This window comes from Kosakonia oryzendophytica, from assembly GCF_027886705.1.
Classification (GTDB): domain Bacteria; phylum Pseudomonadota; class Gammaproteobacteria; order Enterobacterales; family Enterobacteriaceae; genus Kosakonia; species Kosakonia oryzendophytica.
The window spans coordinates 5008937-5024113 of record NZ_CP115659.1 but is presented as its reverse complement, the minus strand read 5'-3'; the positions used below and the strand labels follow the sequence as shown (position 1 = coordinate 5024113).

Annotated in this window: 14 protein-coding genes; 4 read left to right on the top strand and 10 right to left on the bottom strand. The window is 55.0% G+C overall.

Annotated features, from left to right (window positions below):
- On the top strand, nucleotides 1-1338 hold the full coding sequence (locus tag O9K67_RS24160) for a fimbrial protein (RefSeq protein WP_271044625.1): 1338 nt from the start codon (nucleotides 1-3) through the stop codon (nucleotides 1336-1338).
- Nucleotides 1335-2093, top strand: a complete 759-nt coding sequence (locus tag O9K67_RS24155; protein ID WP_061499440.1) for a fimbrial biogenesis chaperone — start codon at nucleotides 1335-1337, stop codon at nucleotides 2091-2093. Before O9K67_RS24160 ends, O9K67_RS24155 begins: the two co-directional genes overlap by 4 nt.
- A 7-nt stretch (nucleotides 2094-2100) precedes the next feature.
- On the opposite strand, the gene rhaM is transcribed toward O9K67_RS24155, so the two are convergent.
- The 9 genes from rhaM to rhaB form a co-directional block, all read right to left on the bottom strand.
- Nucleotides 2101-2415: an L-rhamnose mutarotase gene (gene rhaM / locus O9K67_RS24150; protein WP_061499436.1), complete on the bottom strand. Its 315-nt coding sequence runs from the start codon at nucleotides 2413-2415 to the stop codon at nucleotides 2101-2103.
- Complete coding sequence (fucO, locus tag O9K67_RS24145; RefSeq protein ID WP_061499433.1) at nucleotides 2412-3560, bottom strand: lactaldehyde reductase; 1149 nt, start codon at nucleotides 3558-3560, stop codon at nucleotides 2412-2414. Before fucO ends, rhaM begins: the two co-directional genes overlap by 4 nt.
- A 95-nt stretch (nucleotides 3561-3655) precedes the next feature.
- Nucleotides 3656-4660, bottom strand: coding sequence for an ABC transporter permease (locus O9K67_RS24140; protein WP_061499430.1), 1005 nt, complete (start codon nucleotides 4658-4660; stop codon nucleotides 3656-3658).
- Nucleotides 4657-5661, bottom strand: a complete 1005-nt coding sequence (locus tag O9K67_RS24135; RefSeq protein WP_061499427.1) for an ABC transporter permease — start codon at nucleotides 5659-5661, stop codon at nucleotides 4657-4659. Before O9K67_RS24135 ends, O9K67_RS24140 begins: the two co-directional genes overlap by 4 nt.
- Nucleotides 5661-7172 carry a sugar ABC transporter ATP-binding protein gene (locus O9K67_RS24130; RefSeq protein ID WP_061499423.1) on the bottom strand — a complete coding sequence of 504 codons (1512 nt, stop codon included), beginning with the start codon at nucleotides 7170-7172 and terminating at the stop codon, nucleotides 5661-5663. Before O9K67_RS24130 ends, O9K67_RS24135 begins: the two co-directional genes overlap by 1 nt.
- A 54-nt stretch (nucleotides 7173-7226) precedes the next feature.
- The gene (gene rhaS / locus O9K67_RS24125) at nucleotides 7227-8213 is read right to left on the bottom strand and encodes a rhamnose ABC transporter substrate-binding protein (protein WP_061499419.1); all 987 of its coding nucleotides are present in this window, start codon (nucleotides 8211-8213) and stop codon (nucleotides 7227-7229) included.
- An 84-nt stretch (nucleotides 8214-8297) separates the two neighbouring features.
- Nucleotides 8298-9128, bottom strand: coding sequence for a rhamnulose-1-phosphate aldolase (rhaD, locus tag O9K67_RS24120; RefSeq protein ID WP_061499417.1), 831 nt, complete (start codon nucleotides 9126-9128; stop codon nucleotides 8298-8300).
- 93 nt (nucleotides 9129-9221) lie between these two features.
- Nucleotides 9222-10481, bottom strand: a complete 1260-nt coding sequence (locus O9K67_RS24115) for an L-rhamnose isomerase (protein WP_061499415.1) — start codon at nucleotides 10479-10481, stop codon at nucleotides 9222-9224.
- Nucleotides 10478-11947, bottom strand: coding sequence for a rhamnulokinase (gene rhaB, locus O9K67_RS24110; RefSeq protein WP_061499412.1), 1470 nt, complete (start codon nucleotides 11945-11947; stop codon nucleotides 10478-10480). The genes O9K67_RS24115 and rhaB overlap by 4 nt, the downstream gene beginning before the upstream one ends.
- Before the next feature lie 305 nt (nucleotides 11948-12252).
- Between rhaB and rhaS (O9K67_RS24105) the strand changes: the two genes are divergently transcribed.
- Complete coding sequence (gene rhaS / locus O9K67_RS24105; protein WP_061499407.1) at nucleotides 12253-13089, top strand: HTH-type transcriptional activator RhaS; 837 nt, start codon at nucleotides 12253-12255, stop codon at nucleotides 13087-13089.
- 73 nt (nucleotides 13090-13162) lie between these two features.
- Nucleotides 13163-14011 carry an HTH-type transcriptional activator RhaR gene (gene rhaR / locus O9K67_RS24100; protein WP_061499404.1) on the top strand — a complete coding sequence of 283 codons (849 nt, stop codon included), beginning with the start codon at nucleotides 13163-13165 and terminating at the stop codon, nucleotides 14009-14011.
- On the opposite strand, the gene rhaT is transcribed toward rhaR, so the two are convergent.
- A complete protein-coding gene (rhaT, locus tag O9K67_RS24095; RefSeq protein ID WP_061499402.1) occupies nucleotides 14012-15046 on the bottom strand; it encodes an L-rhamnose/proton symporter RhaT in 1035 nt (344 codons plus the stop codon).
- Nucleotides 15047-15177 lie beyond the last annotated feature (131 nt).

The following is a 15177-nucleotide window of genomic DNA, read 5'->3' as shown; positions in this document are numbered from 1 at the left end:
ATGGAGTCTCCGATGACATTTATACGGATATGCTTGCTGAGTCTTTCTTTGTTTACCAGCTTGTCCCTGAATGCAAAGTGCGTGAAAGGGCCTGATTTTGTTCGTACAGAATTGAGTGGATGGGGCGTCAGTCTTGCGCTTGGCACCATTAACATCACGAATTCGGCGGTCCAGCCCGTGGGATCGCCTCTGGCTGCAAACGTGGTGAATTTTTACGATAACCCTCGTTACACAAAAGGCCCGGAAAGCATCATGTGGGTTTGTGATATCGCAGATAAAAATAATATCTACGAAATCATTGCCACAAACGGTAATGACCGCAACGGAGGTTTTTTTGATATAGGCGCGTTCGATGGTTATCCCAACTACTATGCGACGCTTTTCAGGAACGTGGCGATACGATTAACGCATGTGAATTCCGGTAGGGTTTTTACACGTAACTATCAGCGCATTCCAATGACGAATTATGTCGTTTCCCCGGATGGCCTGAAAATATATATCCGACTGAAAGATTTTAGCCCGATACGCGCCGATCTTATCCGGGTCAGCAGCACCACCTCAAGCGGGCAAGCGCCCTCAGATTACTGTGCAAAACGGGATCAGCTCACATCGGGTTCTTACACCTGCAACCAACCTAATGGATATGTCTCTTTTTGTTCTGAGGGCAGCCCGGATGCGTATTGTGATGTGGGTGATTCAGCCTATATCTATAACGGGTGGTGGAAGGACAACTGGATGAGTATCAATATGGGCGGTGTAGCGCCGATGGCGGAACTGGTATCGAAACGGACCTGCACCGCTAAAAGCGTCACGCCTGTCGTCACATTTCCTCCGATCACTGTCGATGCTCTTAACAATGGCGGCAAATCGCAAGGAACGTTTACCGTGAACATCCTCTGTGAAGGGCTGGCGGGAACCGGAACGGTTAGCGGCCTGACGGCGCTGGGCATGCAGGTACCTTATGAAAATTACCAGGCCGCATTGCGACTTAACCTTGTTAACAGCTCTGGCGGTGTCAGCTACTTGCTTCCCACAGACCTTGGTGTATCCGGTATGGCGAGTGGTGTTGGCATCCAGATCGCTAATGCCAATGACGGCATGATACGTAATTTTATTGGCTGGCAACGCTGTAATGCAGCCCCTTCCAATTGTGCCACCGGTGAAGCGGGAGGGTGGTATGACGCGCGGGAAGGCGCTCAGGTGGTCAATAATGGAGGAACATTAGGGATCAGCGAATATGCGATTAATTTCAATGCGTATCTTTCCCGCATCGGTAACCAGACCGTCCGCGCAGGTCAGGTCTATGCCAGTGCGCAAATTCTGGTGAAAGTGCAATGATGAAGCGCTTACTCGTGCGGGTTAGCGCGCTATTTCTGGCAGCGGCGTTTTCAGTTCACGCTGGCGTAACTGTGTCTTCTTCGCGGGTGATTTTTACCGAAGGCCTTGGGCAACAGAGCCTGATGTTGGTAAATACCAACGACTGGCCGGTGATGGTACAGACATGGGTAGACAACGGCGATGCTAACCCTGCGCCCGGCAGTGTTAAAGCGCCTTTTGTCTCCGTTCCGCCGCTCTTCTCCCTTGCTCCGCAAAGAATGCAAGGAATACGTCTGATCTACAACCAGTCACCGTTGCCAAAGGATCGCGAGTCTGTGTTCTGGCTCAATCTCTATGAGATCCCGCCAGGTTCACCAGCGCGGTCATTACAGGCACAGAGCGTGGTACTGACTATGAATACGCAAATGAAAATTTTCTGGCGTCCGAAAACGCTGGGTGCGCCTGAAAACCTGCCTGAGAAAGTCCACTTCAGGTTGGAAAACCTCAATGGAAAGTGGGAGATCATCTGCCAGAATCGATCGCCGTGGCATGTCTCATTTGCGGCGATCACTTTACTTGCCGCGAGTCATGCTTACGGTGTGGAACCGCAACCGGACATGATGGTGGTGCCCTACGGAGAAAAACGCTATTCCGTAGCGGCTGAGGCCGCAAAAACTCGCGCGTTACCTCTGCGGGTTCGCGCAGAACTCATTGATGATGCTGGGAATATCTCGGTGAGCGAATTTCCCCTCTCCGGTGAAGAGAGGGGAAAGTAATATGCCATCAGGCCAGATAAAACACCTCTTTAAGCTCCGCGCTAACCGGGCTGTTATCCGGATTGGCGGGCATCACATCACGCATATGTTTCCACCAGCGTTGGCATACCTCGGTATCGGCAACCGCATTCCAGCGTTCTTCTGATTCAATCTCCACGGTGGCAAACAGCAGATTGCGCGCTTTATCAAGGAATATCGCGTAGTGATGCGCACCTCCCGCTTTCAGCGCGGCTTCCAGTTCCGGCCAGATGGGATTATGACGACGTTCGTACTCTTCATGTGCATCGGGGTTCACCTGCATCACAAAGGCTTTACGGATCATAATGCCTCCAGGTACAGTTCACGGACTTCGTCACGGCTGGCGGTGCGAGGGTTACATGGTGCGCACGGGTCGGCCAAGGCTTTATCCAGCCAGCCTTCGATATCTTCTTTTGTGACGCCCAGTTTGCTGAAACCGGAAGGGATCCCCACACGCATGCTCAGTGCGCGAATGGCGTTAATGGCTTCCATGCTGGCGGTTTCGTCGCTCATTCCTTTGGTGTCTACCCCCATTGCCTGCGCGACGCGGGCAAAACGCGTTACGGCATTCGGGCGGTTAAAGTTTTCGATGATCGGCAACAGGATAGCGTTGCAAACACCGTGAGGCAGGTTGTGTGTTGCTCCGGGTTGGTGAGCCAGCGCATGCACCAGACCGAGACCGGCACTGTTAAACGCCATGCCCGCAAGATACTGACCAAACGCCATTTGCTCACGCGCGTCCAGATCATGGCCGTTATCCACCGCTTTCGGCAGCCACAGATTGATTAAGCGAATCGCTTCCAGTGCATTGGCATCGGTTAATGGGTGTGCGCCAACAGAAACATAGGCTTCAACGGCATGGGTCAGGGCGTCCATCCCGGTAGCGGCGGTCACAGAAGCGGGGATGTCCAGCATCACGCTGGCATCATCGACGGCGATATCCGGAATGATGTTAGGGTCGATGATCACTTCTTTGACCTGACGGGCGGAATCGATAATCACCGCATTGCTGGTCATCTCTGCCGCCGTACCGGCGGTAGTATTAATGGCGACCAGCGGCACGCCAGGGTTTTTTACTTTTCCGACACCGGAATAGGCTGTGGAAGGGCCTGGGTTGGCAGTGAGTATTTTCACCGCTTTCGCGGTATCAATCGGGCTGCCACCGCCAAAGGCTATCACGTAGTTGCAGCCGGTATTTTGATAGGCGGCATAGCCTTTCTGCACCAGCGCTTCGGTGGGGTTCGGAAATACTTCATCAAACAGATGGTAAGCCATGTTATGTTCCTTGAGCGCGGCGAACAGGCTATCCAGCAGTCCCATTTTCACCAGTTGCCCGTCGGTCACAATCAGCGCTTTACCCCACTGTTTGCTCGCCACCAGATTCACCATATCGCCAATCGCGCCTGCGCCATGCAGGCTGATTTTGGGGAGTGCTAACATAAAGCTCATGATTTACTCCTTGATTTGCTGTGATTTTTCCCGGTGGCAAGATTCCCTGTCGCCGGAGGTATTCTGTTTTATCCGCTGATTGGGTCAGCGCAGACTTACATTCGCCTGCGCTGGACGATCCGGCGGGTAATAATCGGCAGTGAAATCACCACGATCAGCATTGCGCCGACGACAATCGACATCACAATGCCCGGCACGTTGAGCAGGCTCAGGCCAAAAGTCACCATCCCCATCAGGAAGGCGGCAATGATCACGCCCACCATACTGCCGGCTCCACCAAGAATATTGACGCCGCCAAGTACCGCCATCGTCACCACGGACAGCTCCCAACCCAGCGCCAGCGTCGGGCGGGTACTGCCGAGGCGTGAGGTCAGCAACACCGCCGCCAGGCCCGCCATCAGCCCGACCAGGGCAAACAGGATCAGGTTATGCCGCTTAACATTGATACCGGAGTACCAGGCGCCGGTCGGGTTATTACCAATGGCGTAGGTCCGGCGGCCAAAGTTGGTTTTATGCAGCAGAAAGGCAAATATCGCCGCCAGCACAATAAACAGCGCAAACTCAAACGACAGCGCGCCCCATACATACCCCTGACCAAACCAGGCGAAGCTCTCAGGCCAGGTGTTCAACGCCTGATCGCCAAGCAGAATGTACGTAATGCCGCGATACAGGCTCATGGTGCCGATGGTGATAACAATTGAAGAGAGATTAAAACGTGTCACCAGGATGCCGTTACACAACCCGCACAGCAGACCGACACCCAGACCCACACACACTAACAGTGGCGTATTCATACCCGCCTGGGCGCAAAATCCCATCACCGTTGAGCTAAGCGCCATAGTGGACGCGACGGAAAGATCGATTTCCCGGGCGATAATCAGCATCGCCATCGGTAAAACGATGATGGCCTTCTCGGTAAAGTTGAATGTCGCGTCCGACAGGTTCCAGATATTGAGAAAGTAGGGTGAGGCGAGGGCGTTGGCCACAAAGACCGCCAGCGTTACCGCCAGTAAAAAACCTTCCCAGCACAACAGCCGCTGAAAGCGTGATGCTGCGGCGGGTTCCGGTTTTACCGCGTCGGACGTCAGTGTTTTGCTCATGATTTCACCGCCTGTTTCTGTCGCGCCAGTGCTGCATCACGCAGGATCAAGCGACCTTTGCGCTTGTTGCCGCGTTCGTTGAGCAGAACCGCAATCACAATCACCGTGCCGGAGATGGCCATTTGCCAGAAGGGAGAAATACCGATGACGGGCAGGGCGTTATTGATCACACCAAGAAACAGTGCGCCAAGCAGGCAACCCGTTACGCGCCCGGTTCCGCCCATGGTGCTGATGCCACCAATCACACAGGCTGCCACGACTTGCAGCTCAAAACCGTTCGCCACATCGACATACGCCACGGCGAAACGGGAAATCCACAGATAACCGCAAAAGCCTGCCAGCGCGCCGGAAAGGCAGAAGCTAATAAACTGCATTTTCCCGGCATTGATCCCGGTGTAGTACGCCGCAGTGGCGTTTCCGCCTGCGGTGTAGAGTGCGCGCCCGGTGCGGCTATAACGCAGGAAATACCCCACCAGCAGCAGCGCCGCGACAGCGCACCAGCTCAGTACCGGGAGCCCTAACACGCCCGATCGCGGCAGGCCGAGAAAATCAGCGCTCATTTGGTTGGCGTTCACCCAGCCGCCGCCGGAGAGTAAAAAGATCATCCCGCGATAGATGCTCATGGTGCCGAGGGTAACAACAATCGCTGGGATCCCCAGTTTCCACACCAGCAGGCCGTTGATCATGCCCATCACCAACCCGAGCACCGTCGCCAGCAGCAGCAGTGACCATACCGGCACATCCGGATGGTGGAAGTTAATCAGCGCGACAATCATGCCCGTCAGCGCCAGATTCGCCGCCATCGACAGATCGATCCCTTTGGTAAGCAGTACCATCATCTGCCCAAGTGCAAGAATGATCAGAATGGCGGTATCGTTGAACATTTCGACGAGATTGCCCGGACCGATAAACGAAGGCACCCGGCTGCCAATGACCAGCACCAGCAGCACAATCACCCCGGCCAGCAAGGCTTCACGGTGTTTAAGCAGTTGTTGCCACATTATGCCGCCTCCTTACCTGCGCCACTGGCAGCGCTGACAATGGTTTCCGCTGTGGCTTCACCTGCCTTGTATTCCGCCACCATCAGGCCTTCGTGCATCACAATGACTCTGTCCGCCATGCCCATCACTTCAGGCAGTTCGGAAGAGACCATGATCACCGCCAGCCCGTGTGCCACCAGTTCAGACATAAACTGATGCACCGCCGCTTTTGAGCCGATATCAATCCCCTTCGTAGGCTCATCGAGGATAATGACGTCCGGGTGGGTGGCGAGCCATTTGCCGATCACCACTTTTTGCTGATTGCCGCCAGAGAGGGTTTCCACCGCCTGCCGCCAGCTAAACGCTTTTACCTGTAAGCGGCGGGCATACTCATCCGCCAGCGCCGATTCGCGGGCATCGTTCAATACACCGTTGCGGTTTAATTTGCTGAGCTGCGGTAGGCTGATGTTCTGGGCGATGGAGAGTTCAATAATCGCGCCCTGCTTTTGCCGCTCTTCGGGCACACACACAATGCCCGCGTTAATGGCATCGGCGGGTTGGCGAAAATGCACGCTTTTACCATGCAGAATAATGGCGCCGGATGAGGGGCGTGAAACGCCGGATAGAGCCTGCATGAGCTCGGTGCGACCTGCGCCAACCAGGCCATAAAAACCAAGGATCTCGCCTTTGCGTAGCGAAAAGGTTATGTGAGCAAATTCGGTGGGATGGCACAGATCCCTCACTTCCAGCACCGTTTCACCTGGCTCACAATGCACTTTCGGCCAGCTCTGCGTCATGGCGCGCCCAACCATCATTGCCACCATTCGCTCTTCAGTGATGGCATTAATTGCGCCGGAATCGACATACACCCCATCCCGCAAAATGGTGTAGTGATCCGCCAGTTCAAAAATTTCATCAAATTTGTGCGAGATAAACAGGATCGCTTTACCTTCCTGTTTCAGGCGCTCGACGATTTGGTAAAACTCCAGAATCTCATGCTGCGAGAGTGCGGCGGTGGGTTCATCCAGAATGACCACCTGCGCTTCAAACGACAATGCACGGGCAATGGCTACCATATGCCGCTGCGCGATACTCAGTGTTTTTAAAGTAGCGTGCGGATCGATCTGTACTTCCAGCCGGGTGAGGATCTCGCGGGCTTGCTGATGCATCGCGGACCAGTCGAGTGTCTTCAGAAGCCCTTTATAGCGGTACTGGCCGACAAAAATATTCTCGGTCACGGAGAGTTCATCGAACAGAACCGTTTCCTGGTGAATGGCGGTGATACCCATCTTATGGGCGGACTCCGGCGTAGGGAGTGAAATGGGGATCGCTTTGTAGAGAATTTCGCCCTCTTCAGGTTGGTAAATACCGGTCATCACTTTGACCAGTGTGGATTTCCCTGCGCCGTTTTCACCAATGAGTGCGGTGACTTTTCCGGGCCAGAGATCGAGCTGTACATTCTCAAGGGCGCGCACACCAGGAAAGACTTTGGTGATGCCCTTAAGGGATAGCAATGGGGTGGATGCCGTCATGAATGTTCTCCGGGTCTTGTATTCCCTCTCCCTGCCGGGAGAAGGAGAAAGGGATCAGAAAATCTTTGAGAACTTATCAATGTTGCTGGCATCGTAGACGAAGGGCTCCGCCATTGCGCCGCTGCCGTCGGCATCCAGTTTGACCTTGCCGAGTTTGCCCATGCTGGCTTCGGTTTTGGTCGCCGTTCCTTTCACCAGATCATCGGCTAAATAGGTTGCTGCATAGCCAAGGTCGATTGGGTTCCAGATAGCGAAGCTTTTACTTGCGCCAGATTTAATTGCCCCCGCCATTTCAGACGGCAACCCAAGCCCGGTGACATACACTTTCCCGATCTTGCCCTGGTCTTTTACCGCCTGTGCCGCGGCAACAATCCCGACGGATGACGGCGAAACGATCACTTTCAGGTCCGGGTAGGATTTCAGCAGACCCACCGCTTCGCGGTAGCTCTTATCCGACAAGTCATCACCGTAGGCGACATTCACCAGGTTGATGGACGGGTATTTCGGCAGCACCTTTTTCATCTCCGCAATCCAGATATTCTGGTTGGTGGAGGTCGGAGTGGCGCTGAGAATAGCCACATCGCCTTTCTCGACGTTCAGCGCTTTTAGCGCGTCAGCGGCGAGTTTGACGTTGGTTTCGCCAATCAGAGCGTTATTGGATGGATTCAAATGGATCTGTCGCCCGGCTTTGGCGACGCCGGAATCCCAGGAAACCACTTTGATGCCGCGCTGCATGGCTTTTTTCAGTACCGGCACGACCGCATCCGGATCGTTGGCCGAAATGGCGATCGCATCCACCCCCTGGGCGATCAGACCATTCAGGACTTCGATCTGGGCTTCGGCCGTCGTGGTGGTCGGGCCGGTATAAATGACTTTGACATCTCCTAACTCTTTGGCTGCTTCCTGCGCGCCGGTGTTTGCTGCTTCAAAAAAGCCATTACCCAAAGATTTCGCCACCAGGGCGATTTTTACTTCAGCGACAGCGGAACCGGACAACGCCAGAATGGCAACGGTGAGGATCAAGCTTGCTTTTGTTTTCATTGCTTTTACTCCACATAAGTTAGTGTTTGTAGGGTTTGCAGGTGACAGTATTCGCCCCGTCTCAGTGAACGGGGCGCGATGTTGTTATTGGTACAAATCAATGGCGGATTGCAGCGGGGTCACGCCAAAGCGTTTGCCCAATGCAATCAGTTCTGCTTGCGAGATGGTCTGTTTCATTCCGCCCATCGAATAGATTTTTACCAGCACTTCCGCAGACTTCTCGGCGGTGTCGATCAGACCAAAGGTTTCATCCAGCGTCGGGCCGCTGCCAAAGACGCCGTGGAAGGGCCACAACACCAGCGAATGTTTTTGCATATCGGCGGCGGTGGCCTGGCCGATTTCGTCAGTACCTGGCACCATCCACGGCAGAATGCCTACGCCGTCCGGGAACACCACCAGACACTCGGTACTGCCTTCCCACAATTTGCGGGTGATGAGGTCGGCGTGGTTTTCCAACACGTAGGTCAGGGCAATCAGGTTGGTGGCATGACAGTGCATGATCACGCGATCGTTGCCGCCAGTGGCTTTAATACGTTCACAATGAGACAGAAAGTGTGCCGGCAGCTCGGAGGTCGGCACCGCTTCGTGAGTCAGCCCCCACAGAATGTGATAACCCGCACCGTCACTGTCCACCTTGACCACGCCTAAATTTGCTGCCGGATCGAGCTGTACATTGCGGAAGAATTTGCCGGAACCGGTGACGATAAACGGTGTGTTAGCCAGTAACGGCATCGGCTGGCTCAGTGCGATATAACGTGGCTTTTGATGAAAATCCGCGGCAAACGGGGCAATGTCCGCCTCGTCGAGACGCAACGTCAGGTTGCCGCCGTTGCGCTCATCCCACCCTTTCAGCCAGGCGTCGGAGGTGGCTTTGATCATGCCCTGGACGAACCAGGAATCAATAATGGTCTGCATAGTCTTGTGGTTCCTGTTAATACGGTGCGGGGTTTTCCCCTCACACTGACAATGGTTTTCTCCCTCTCCCTTGCCGGGAGAGGATTAAAAGGGTTACCCGCGTTTGCGTAATACGTTTTTCTCATATGCCCGCACGCTTTCCAGCCACTGGCTGCCTGCCGGGGTGTCATGGCGCTGGCAATACATTTCCCATACCGCCTGCCATGGCAGGGATTTCTGCTCTTCCAGCAATGCCAGACGCGCGGTGTAGTCGCCATCGGCTTCCAGTTGGCGCAGTTGATCAACCGGCTCCAGCAGCGCACGCAGCAGCGCTTTTTTCATATTGCGGGTGCCGATCACCCAGGCGGCGATACGGTTAATGGAGGCGTCGAAGAAGTCGAGGCCGATATGCACGCGGTCAAACAGTTTGTGGCGAATGATTTCACTGGCGATGGCCTGGGTTTCGTCATCCAGCAGGACCACGTGGTCGCTGTCCCAGCGTACCGGGCGGCTGACGTGCAGCAGTAAGCGCGGCACATACAGCATGGCGGCGGAGATTTTGTCGGAGATCACTTCGGTCGGATGGAAGTGGCCGGCATCCAGGCACAGGGCGGTCTGGCGGCTGGTGGCGTAGCCCATATAGAACTCGTTGGAGCCAACGGTATAGCTTTCCGCGCCTATCCCGAACAGTTTGCTCTCCACGGCATCGATATGGTGCGCCGGGTTCAGTTTTTCGCTGATTGCCTCGTCGAGCGCATTCAGCAGACGCTGGCGTGGTGCCAGGCGGTCGACGGTGACATCTTTCATGCCGTCCGGGATCCAGATATTCATCACCGACGGCGTCCCCAGTTGCTCGCCGAACCACGCAGAAACACGGCGGCTGGCTTTTACATGGTCAATCCAGAACTGACGGATCTCATCGTTCGCGTGCGAGAGGGTAAAGCCATCGGCGCTCAACGGGTGCGAAAAACAGGACGGGTTGAAATCCAGCCCCAGTTTGTTGGCTTTTGCCCATGCCACCCAGTTTTTAAAATGTTCCGGTTTGATTTCGTTACGCGCGACAGGTGCATCTGCTTCATGATAAATCGCGTGAAGATTAAGGCGTTTTGGACCCGGGATCAGACTCAGAGCCTGCTCCAGATCGGCACGAAGTTCCGTGGCATTGCGCGCTTTACCCGGGTAGTTCCCGGTGGCCTGGATACCACCAGTCAGGCTGCCTTCCGGGTTTTCAAAACCGGCGACGTCATCGCCCTGCCAGCAGTGCATGGATACCGGCAGGCGATCGAGCTGACGCAACGCCTCCTCGACATCAATGCCTACCGCGTCGAAACGCTGTTGAGCAATTTCCCAGGCTTGTTCAAGTTGAGTGGTCATGCGCATAGCTCCTTGGTTTGTCGTTTTTGCTGAAAGCGCGCGACATAGCGGGCGATTTCATTGTCAGGATTCGGGGTAAACGTCATCAGGGAGTGGTTCGCGACCACCACCTGGCGAAAATCATCAACATTGCTGAGTTCATCCAGCGTCATCAGTTGCACGCCGATATTGCCGAGCGTGGAGGCTTCTACCGGGCCAGCGACTACGGGCAAACCACAGGCATCTGCGCAGAGCTGGTTCAGCACCTGGTTCTGGCAACCGCCTCCCACCACATGCAGGCGAGTAAAGGGTTTGCCGCGCAGGCTTGCCAGCTCGCCCAGCACATCGGCATACAGCAGTGCAAGGCTGTCGAAGATACAGCGCGCCAGTTCAGCCGCGTTTTGTGGTATCTGCTGACCCGCTTCCCGGCAAGCAGCCTGGATTTCGGCGCTCATGTTGTCCGGGTTGATAAAGCGATCCTCGTTGGGGTTGATGATGAACTGGCAGGCGGGGAGCCGTTCCGTTTGGGCAATCAGTGCGGGCAGGTCGGCGATTGCCTGTTCTTTCAGCACACGTTGCAGCAGCCACAGCCCCATAATGTTTTTCAGCACACGGTAGCGGCCTTCTGCTCCGCCTTCGTTGGTGATATTGGCTGCCAGTGCGTGATTGCTGGTGTAGGGGGTTTTGCTCTCAAAACCCATCAGCGACCAGGTGCCGGACGACAAATAGGCGGCATCCTTATCCGCCAGCGGTGCGGCAATGACGGCGCTGGCGGTGTCATGGCTGGCGACGGCAACCACCGGGATGGCGTTATTCTGCGGGCAGATCCATTGACCGATCACATTACCCGGATGGGTGGGCGTGCCGAACCAGTGAGCCGGAACGCCAGCCCAGTCCAGTAGCGTACTGTCCCAGTTATCGGTGTTGATATTGACCAGTTGAGTGGTGGTGGCGTTGGTGTATTCCCAGTTTAGATTGCCGGTCAGTCGGTAACTGAAGTAATCGGGGATCAGCAGCGCATGAGTAGCCTGCTCCAGCAGTTCTGGCTGCTGTTCCGCCAGCGCACGCAGTTGATAAAGGGTGTTAAAGGGTAAAAACTGAATGCCGCTGCGCAGATAAATGTCGGTTTTGCCCGGCGATTGCATCGCACGTTGCATCACACCGTCGGTGCGGTCGTCGCGGTAGGCGATGGGCAAACCCACGCGTTCGCCCTGGCTGTTGATCAGCACATAATCCACGCCCCAGGTATCGATGCCGATGCTGTCTGGTTGAATGCCTTCTTCACAGACTTTGTGCAGCCCCAGACGGATCTCCGCTTCCAGGCTGTCGATATCCCAGCAATCGAAACCTTCTGTTTTTTGCAGACAGTTAACAAAACGGTGGATTTCGCGAAGGGTGAGTGTGCGTTGTTGGCGATCGTAACGCGCCAGCATTACACGTCCGCTGGAGGCGCCTAAGTCAACTGCAACACAATGGCGAAAAGTCATGATGGGGTCCTTCTTAGAGTCATTGCAGACAGTCTAAAAAAGGGCGATGTGCCGTACCTTCTTGTTACGGACAGTGGCGATTTCGCGCTGGCAAGAAAGCAAAGGTGAACGTGAGAGAGTTCACAGTTTCCAGTTCTGGTGGGGGTTGGGGCCATTGTGACCCTTGCCACATTTCCCGATCTTTCCGGCCGTTTCTTGAAAAAACGGCAGCCTATGCGCGAAATGCTGTCGAAAATTTAAGGTGAGGTTGCAAACCCTTAATTACTATTTTGAGAACTTTTCTCATTGTTGGGTTGGGGGTGAGTATGACCGTACTTCATAGCGTGGATTTTTTTCCGTCAGGTAAATCGCCTGTCGCCATTGAACCGCGATTACCCCAGGCGGCGTTTCCTGAGCATCACCATGATTTCCATGAAATTGTGATTGTTGAGCATGGCACAGGGATCCACGTTTTTAACGGTCAGCCCTACACCATCAGCGGCGGGACGGTCTGTTTTGTCCGCGACCATGACCGGCACTTGTATGAACATACTGACAACCTTTGTCTGACCAATGTTCTGTACCGTTCGCCGGATGCATTCCAGTTTTTATCCGGACTGAATCTGTTGTTGCCGCAGGAGCAGGACGGGCACTATCCCTCGCACTGGCGGGTGAATCAGCACACCCTGACTCAGGTGCGCGGTATCATCAGTCAGATGGAAGAGATGGATTTGGAGATGGATACTCACGGTATCGCCAACCGCGAGATCCTGTTTATGCAACTGCTGGTGTTACTGCGTAAAAGCAGCCTGCAAGAGGGCGCAGCAAACAACGACGCCCGGCTCAATCAGTTGATGCTGTGGCTGGAAGATCACTTCGCGGAGGATATTTGCTGGGAGTCGCTGGCAGAGCAATTTACGCTCTCTCTGCGCACGCTGCACCGCCAGCTTAAGCAGTCGACTGGCCTGACTCCGCAGCGTTATCTCAACCGTTTACGGCTTATCAAAGCGCGGCACATGCTGCGTCATAGCGACGAGAGCGTGACGGATATCGCCTTTCGCTGCGGCTTTGGCGACAGCAACCATTTTTCGACACTGTTTCGTCGCGAGTTCGACTGGTCACCGCGAGACATCCGCCAGGGGCGCGACACGCTGCTTCAGTAACGAGAAGGCTATCACCGATTTTTTGCCGTAGTTCCGCTAATAATCACAGGTTGTTCACGGCAGAGGTGACGTTGTGGCAGGCCAGTTAATTCTTCGTAAAGCGGACTTCTTCCCCCGCACCGGACAGGCGGTGGCGGTGGCGGATCGCTATCCGCAAAATGTCTTTGCCGAACATACCCATGAGTTTTATGAACTGGTGCTGGTATGGCGCGGCAACGGCCTGCATGTGCTTAACGATCGCCCGTATCGCATTACCCGTGGCGACCTGTTCTACATCCGCGCGGAAGATTGTCACTCTTACGCGTCGGTCAACGACCTGGTGCTGCAAAACATCATTTACTGCCCGGACCGGTTGACCTTGAACCTCGACTGGGCAGCGCATATTCCCGGGCTTAATGGCTCGCCATGGACGCCACACTGGCGCATCGGCAGCACCGGTATGGCGCAGGCGCGACAGGTCATTACGCAACTTGAGCACGAGAGCGGCAGACCCGATCCCCTCGACAATCTCATGGCGGAAACGCTGTTTGCGCAGTTGGTGTTGACGCTAAAACGCCACCGTTTTGCCACCGATAATCTTGCCGCTACCCACAGCGAAGCGCTGCTGGATAAGCTGATTACTGCGCTGTCCGGCAGCCTGAATCGCAGCTTTGTGTTGGAGCAGTTCTGTGAGCAGGAGCAGTGCAGCGAGCGGGCGCTGCGCCAGCAATTCCGCAGTCAGACCGGGATGACCATCAATCACTATTTGCGCCAGTTACGCATTTGTCATGCACAGTATCTGTTGCAGCATTCCGAGCAGATGATCAGCGAAATCGCCATGCAGTGCGGGTTTGAAGACAGTAACTACTTTTCGGTGGTGTTTAGCCGGGAAGTGGGGATGACGCCAGGTCAGTGGCGTCATCGTAGTCGTGTTGCCGCCTGATCAGTTGGCCATGCCGAGGCCAACGATATTGGCGGCGACGATGATCACCACGCAGCCCAGACTCAGTACGCTCACGGGGCGTCTGCCCGCATTGTTCCACTCTTTCAGCACCAGCCCGACGATACCGCCGCACAACACGTAGAAGCTCATGTGCAGCATCCAACTGATGTAATCATACTGCGCCGGAATACGCGCGTGACCCCAGGCGTAGAAGAAGAACTGCAAATACCACATCAGACCGCCCAACGCAGAGAGCAGGAGATTGCTGATAAGCAGGGGCTTCGCCAGCGAGAAGTCGGCTTTTACCGACAAGTTCTTCACTTTTGCCAGACGAATAAAGCAGAAACCGAGATTGACCAGCGCGCCGCCACCCATGATCACCACATAGCTTGGCAACGCCGTGTAGAGCGGATCGATACCGAGCGCCGCGGCGGCCTCGTGCATCGGTTTGGCGGCGTTCATGGCAAAGGACATCCCGGCGGAGAAAACGCCACACATGATGGCCAGCGCCAGCCCTTTTTTCAGGCTGAACTCTTCGGCTTTGATACCCATTTTGCGCTCTTTCAACTGGCCCGCACGGGTGACGATAGCCACGCCGATAAGGGCAACCAGCACGCCCAGCAGCGTCATACGACCGCCTTCGGTGCCAATCAGCACCGAGAAGTTACCGTTGATGATCGGTGTCATTAATGTACCGACAATCAGCGTAATGCCGATGGCGATACCAATGCCCATCGACATGCCCAGGTAGCGCATGGTCAGGCCATAGTTGATGTTACCGATCCCCCACATTGCGCCGAACAGGAACACCGGCAGCAGCGTGGAGGCACTGAACGAGCTGAAATAGGCCCAAAAATCAGGCAATAACAGCGCGCTGATTGTCCAGGGAAGGATCAACCAAGAGACGATGCCGCCGACTGACCACATGGTTTCCCAGGACCAATGTTTCACCTTTTTAAACGGGGCATAGAAACAGGCTGCACTGGCTGCACCTATCAAATGCCAGAAAATACCCATCGTAATCGCGTTACTCATTTTCAATCCTCTTTGTTTTTATCGCCGGGATACGAGCAGCCGACCCGATGAGTGTAAAAATCGGTCAGAGGATTAACCTTGAGGCGTTTGCCGCGTAACGGCGAGAGCTGGCAATCAGCGCGTTATAGAGG

What these genes read in the sequence shown, in the direction of transcription:
- rhaS (WP_061499407.1), top strand. Translation starts at nt 12,253, where the DNA reads ATGACCGTACTTCATAGCGTGGATTTTTTTCCGTCAGGTAAATCGCCT.
- O9K67_RS24140 (WP_061499430.1), bottom strand. Translation starts at nt 4,660, where the DNA reads ATGAGCAAAACACTGACGTCCGACGCGGTAAAACCGGAACCCGCCGCA.
- rhaT (WP_061499402.1), bottom strand. Translation starts at nt 15,046, where the DNA reads ATGAGTAACGCGATTACGATGGGTATTTTCTGGCATTTGATAGGTGCA.
- O9K67_RS24115 (WP_061499415.1), bottom strand. Translation starts at nt 10,481, where the DNA reads ATGACCACTCAACTTGAACAAGCCTGGGAAATTGCTCAACAGCGTTTC.
- fucO (WP_061499433.1), bottom strand. Translation starts at nt 3,560, where the DNA reads ATGAGCTTTATGTTAGCACTCCCCAAAATCAGCCTGCATGGCGCAGGC.
- rhaM (WP_061499436.1), bottom strand. Translation starts at nt 2,415, where the DNA reads ATGATCCGTAAAGCCTTTGTGATGCAGGTGAACCCCGATGCACATGAA.
- O9K67_RS24155 (WP_061499440.1), top strand. Translation starts at nt 1,335, where the DNA reads ATGATGAAGCGCTTACTCGTGCGGGTTAGCGCGCTATTTCTGGCAGCG.
- rhaB (WP_061499412.1), bottom strand. Translation starts at nt 11,947, where the DNA reads ATGACTTTTCGCCATTGTGTTGCAGTTGACTTAGGCGCCTCCAGCGGA.
- O9K67_RS24160 (WP_271044625.1), top strand. Translation starts at nt 1, where the DNA reads ATGGAGTCTCCGATGACATTTATACGGATATGCTTGCTGAGTCTTTCT.
- rhaD (WP_061499417.1), bottom strand. Translation starts at nt 9,128, where the DNA reads ATGCAGACCATTATTGATTCCTGGTTCGTCCAGGGCATGATCAAAGCC.
- O9K67_RS24130 (WP_061499423.1), bottom strand. Translation starts at nt 7,172, where the DNA reads ATGACGGCATCCACCCCATTGCTATCCCTTAAGGGCATCACCAAAGTC.
- O9K67_RS24135 (WP_061499427.1), bottom strand. Translation starts at nt 5,661, where the DNA reads ATGTGGCAACAACTGCTTAAACACCGTGAAGCCTTGCTGGCCGGGGTG.
- rhaS (WP_061499419.1), bottom strand. Translation starts at nt 8,213, where the DNA reads ATGAAAACAAAAGCAAGCTTGATCCTCACCGTTGCCATTCTGGCGTTG.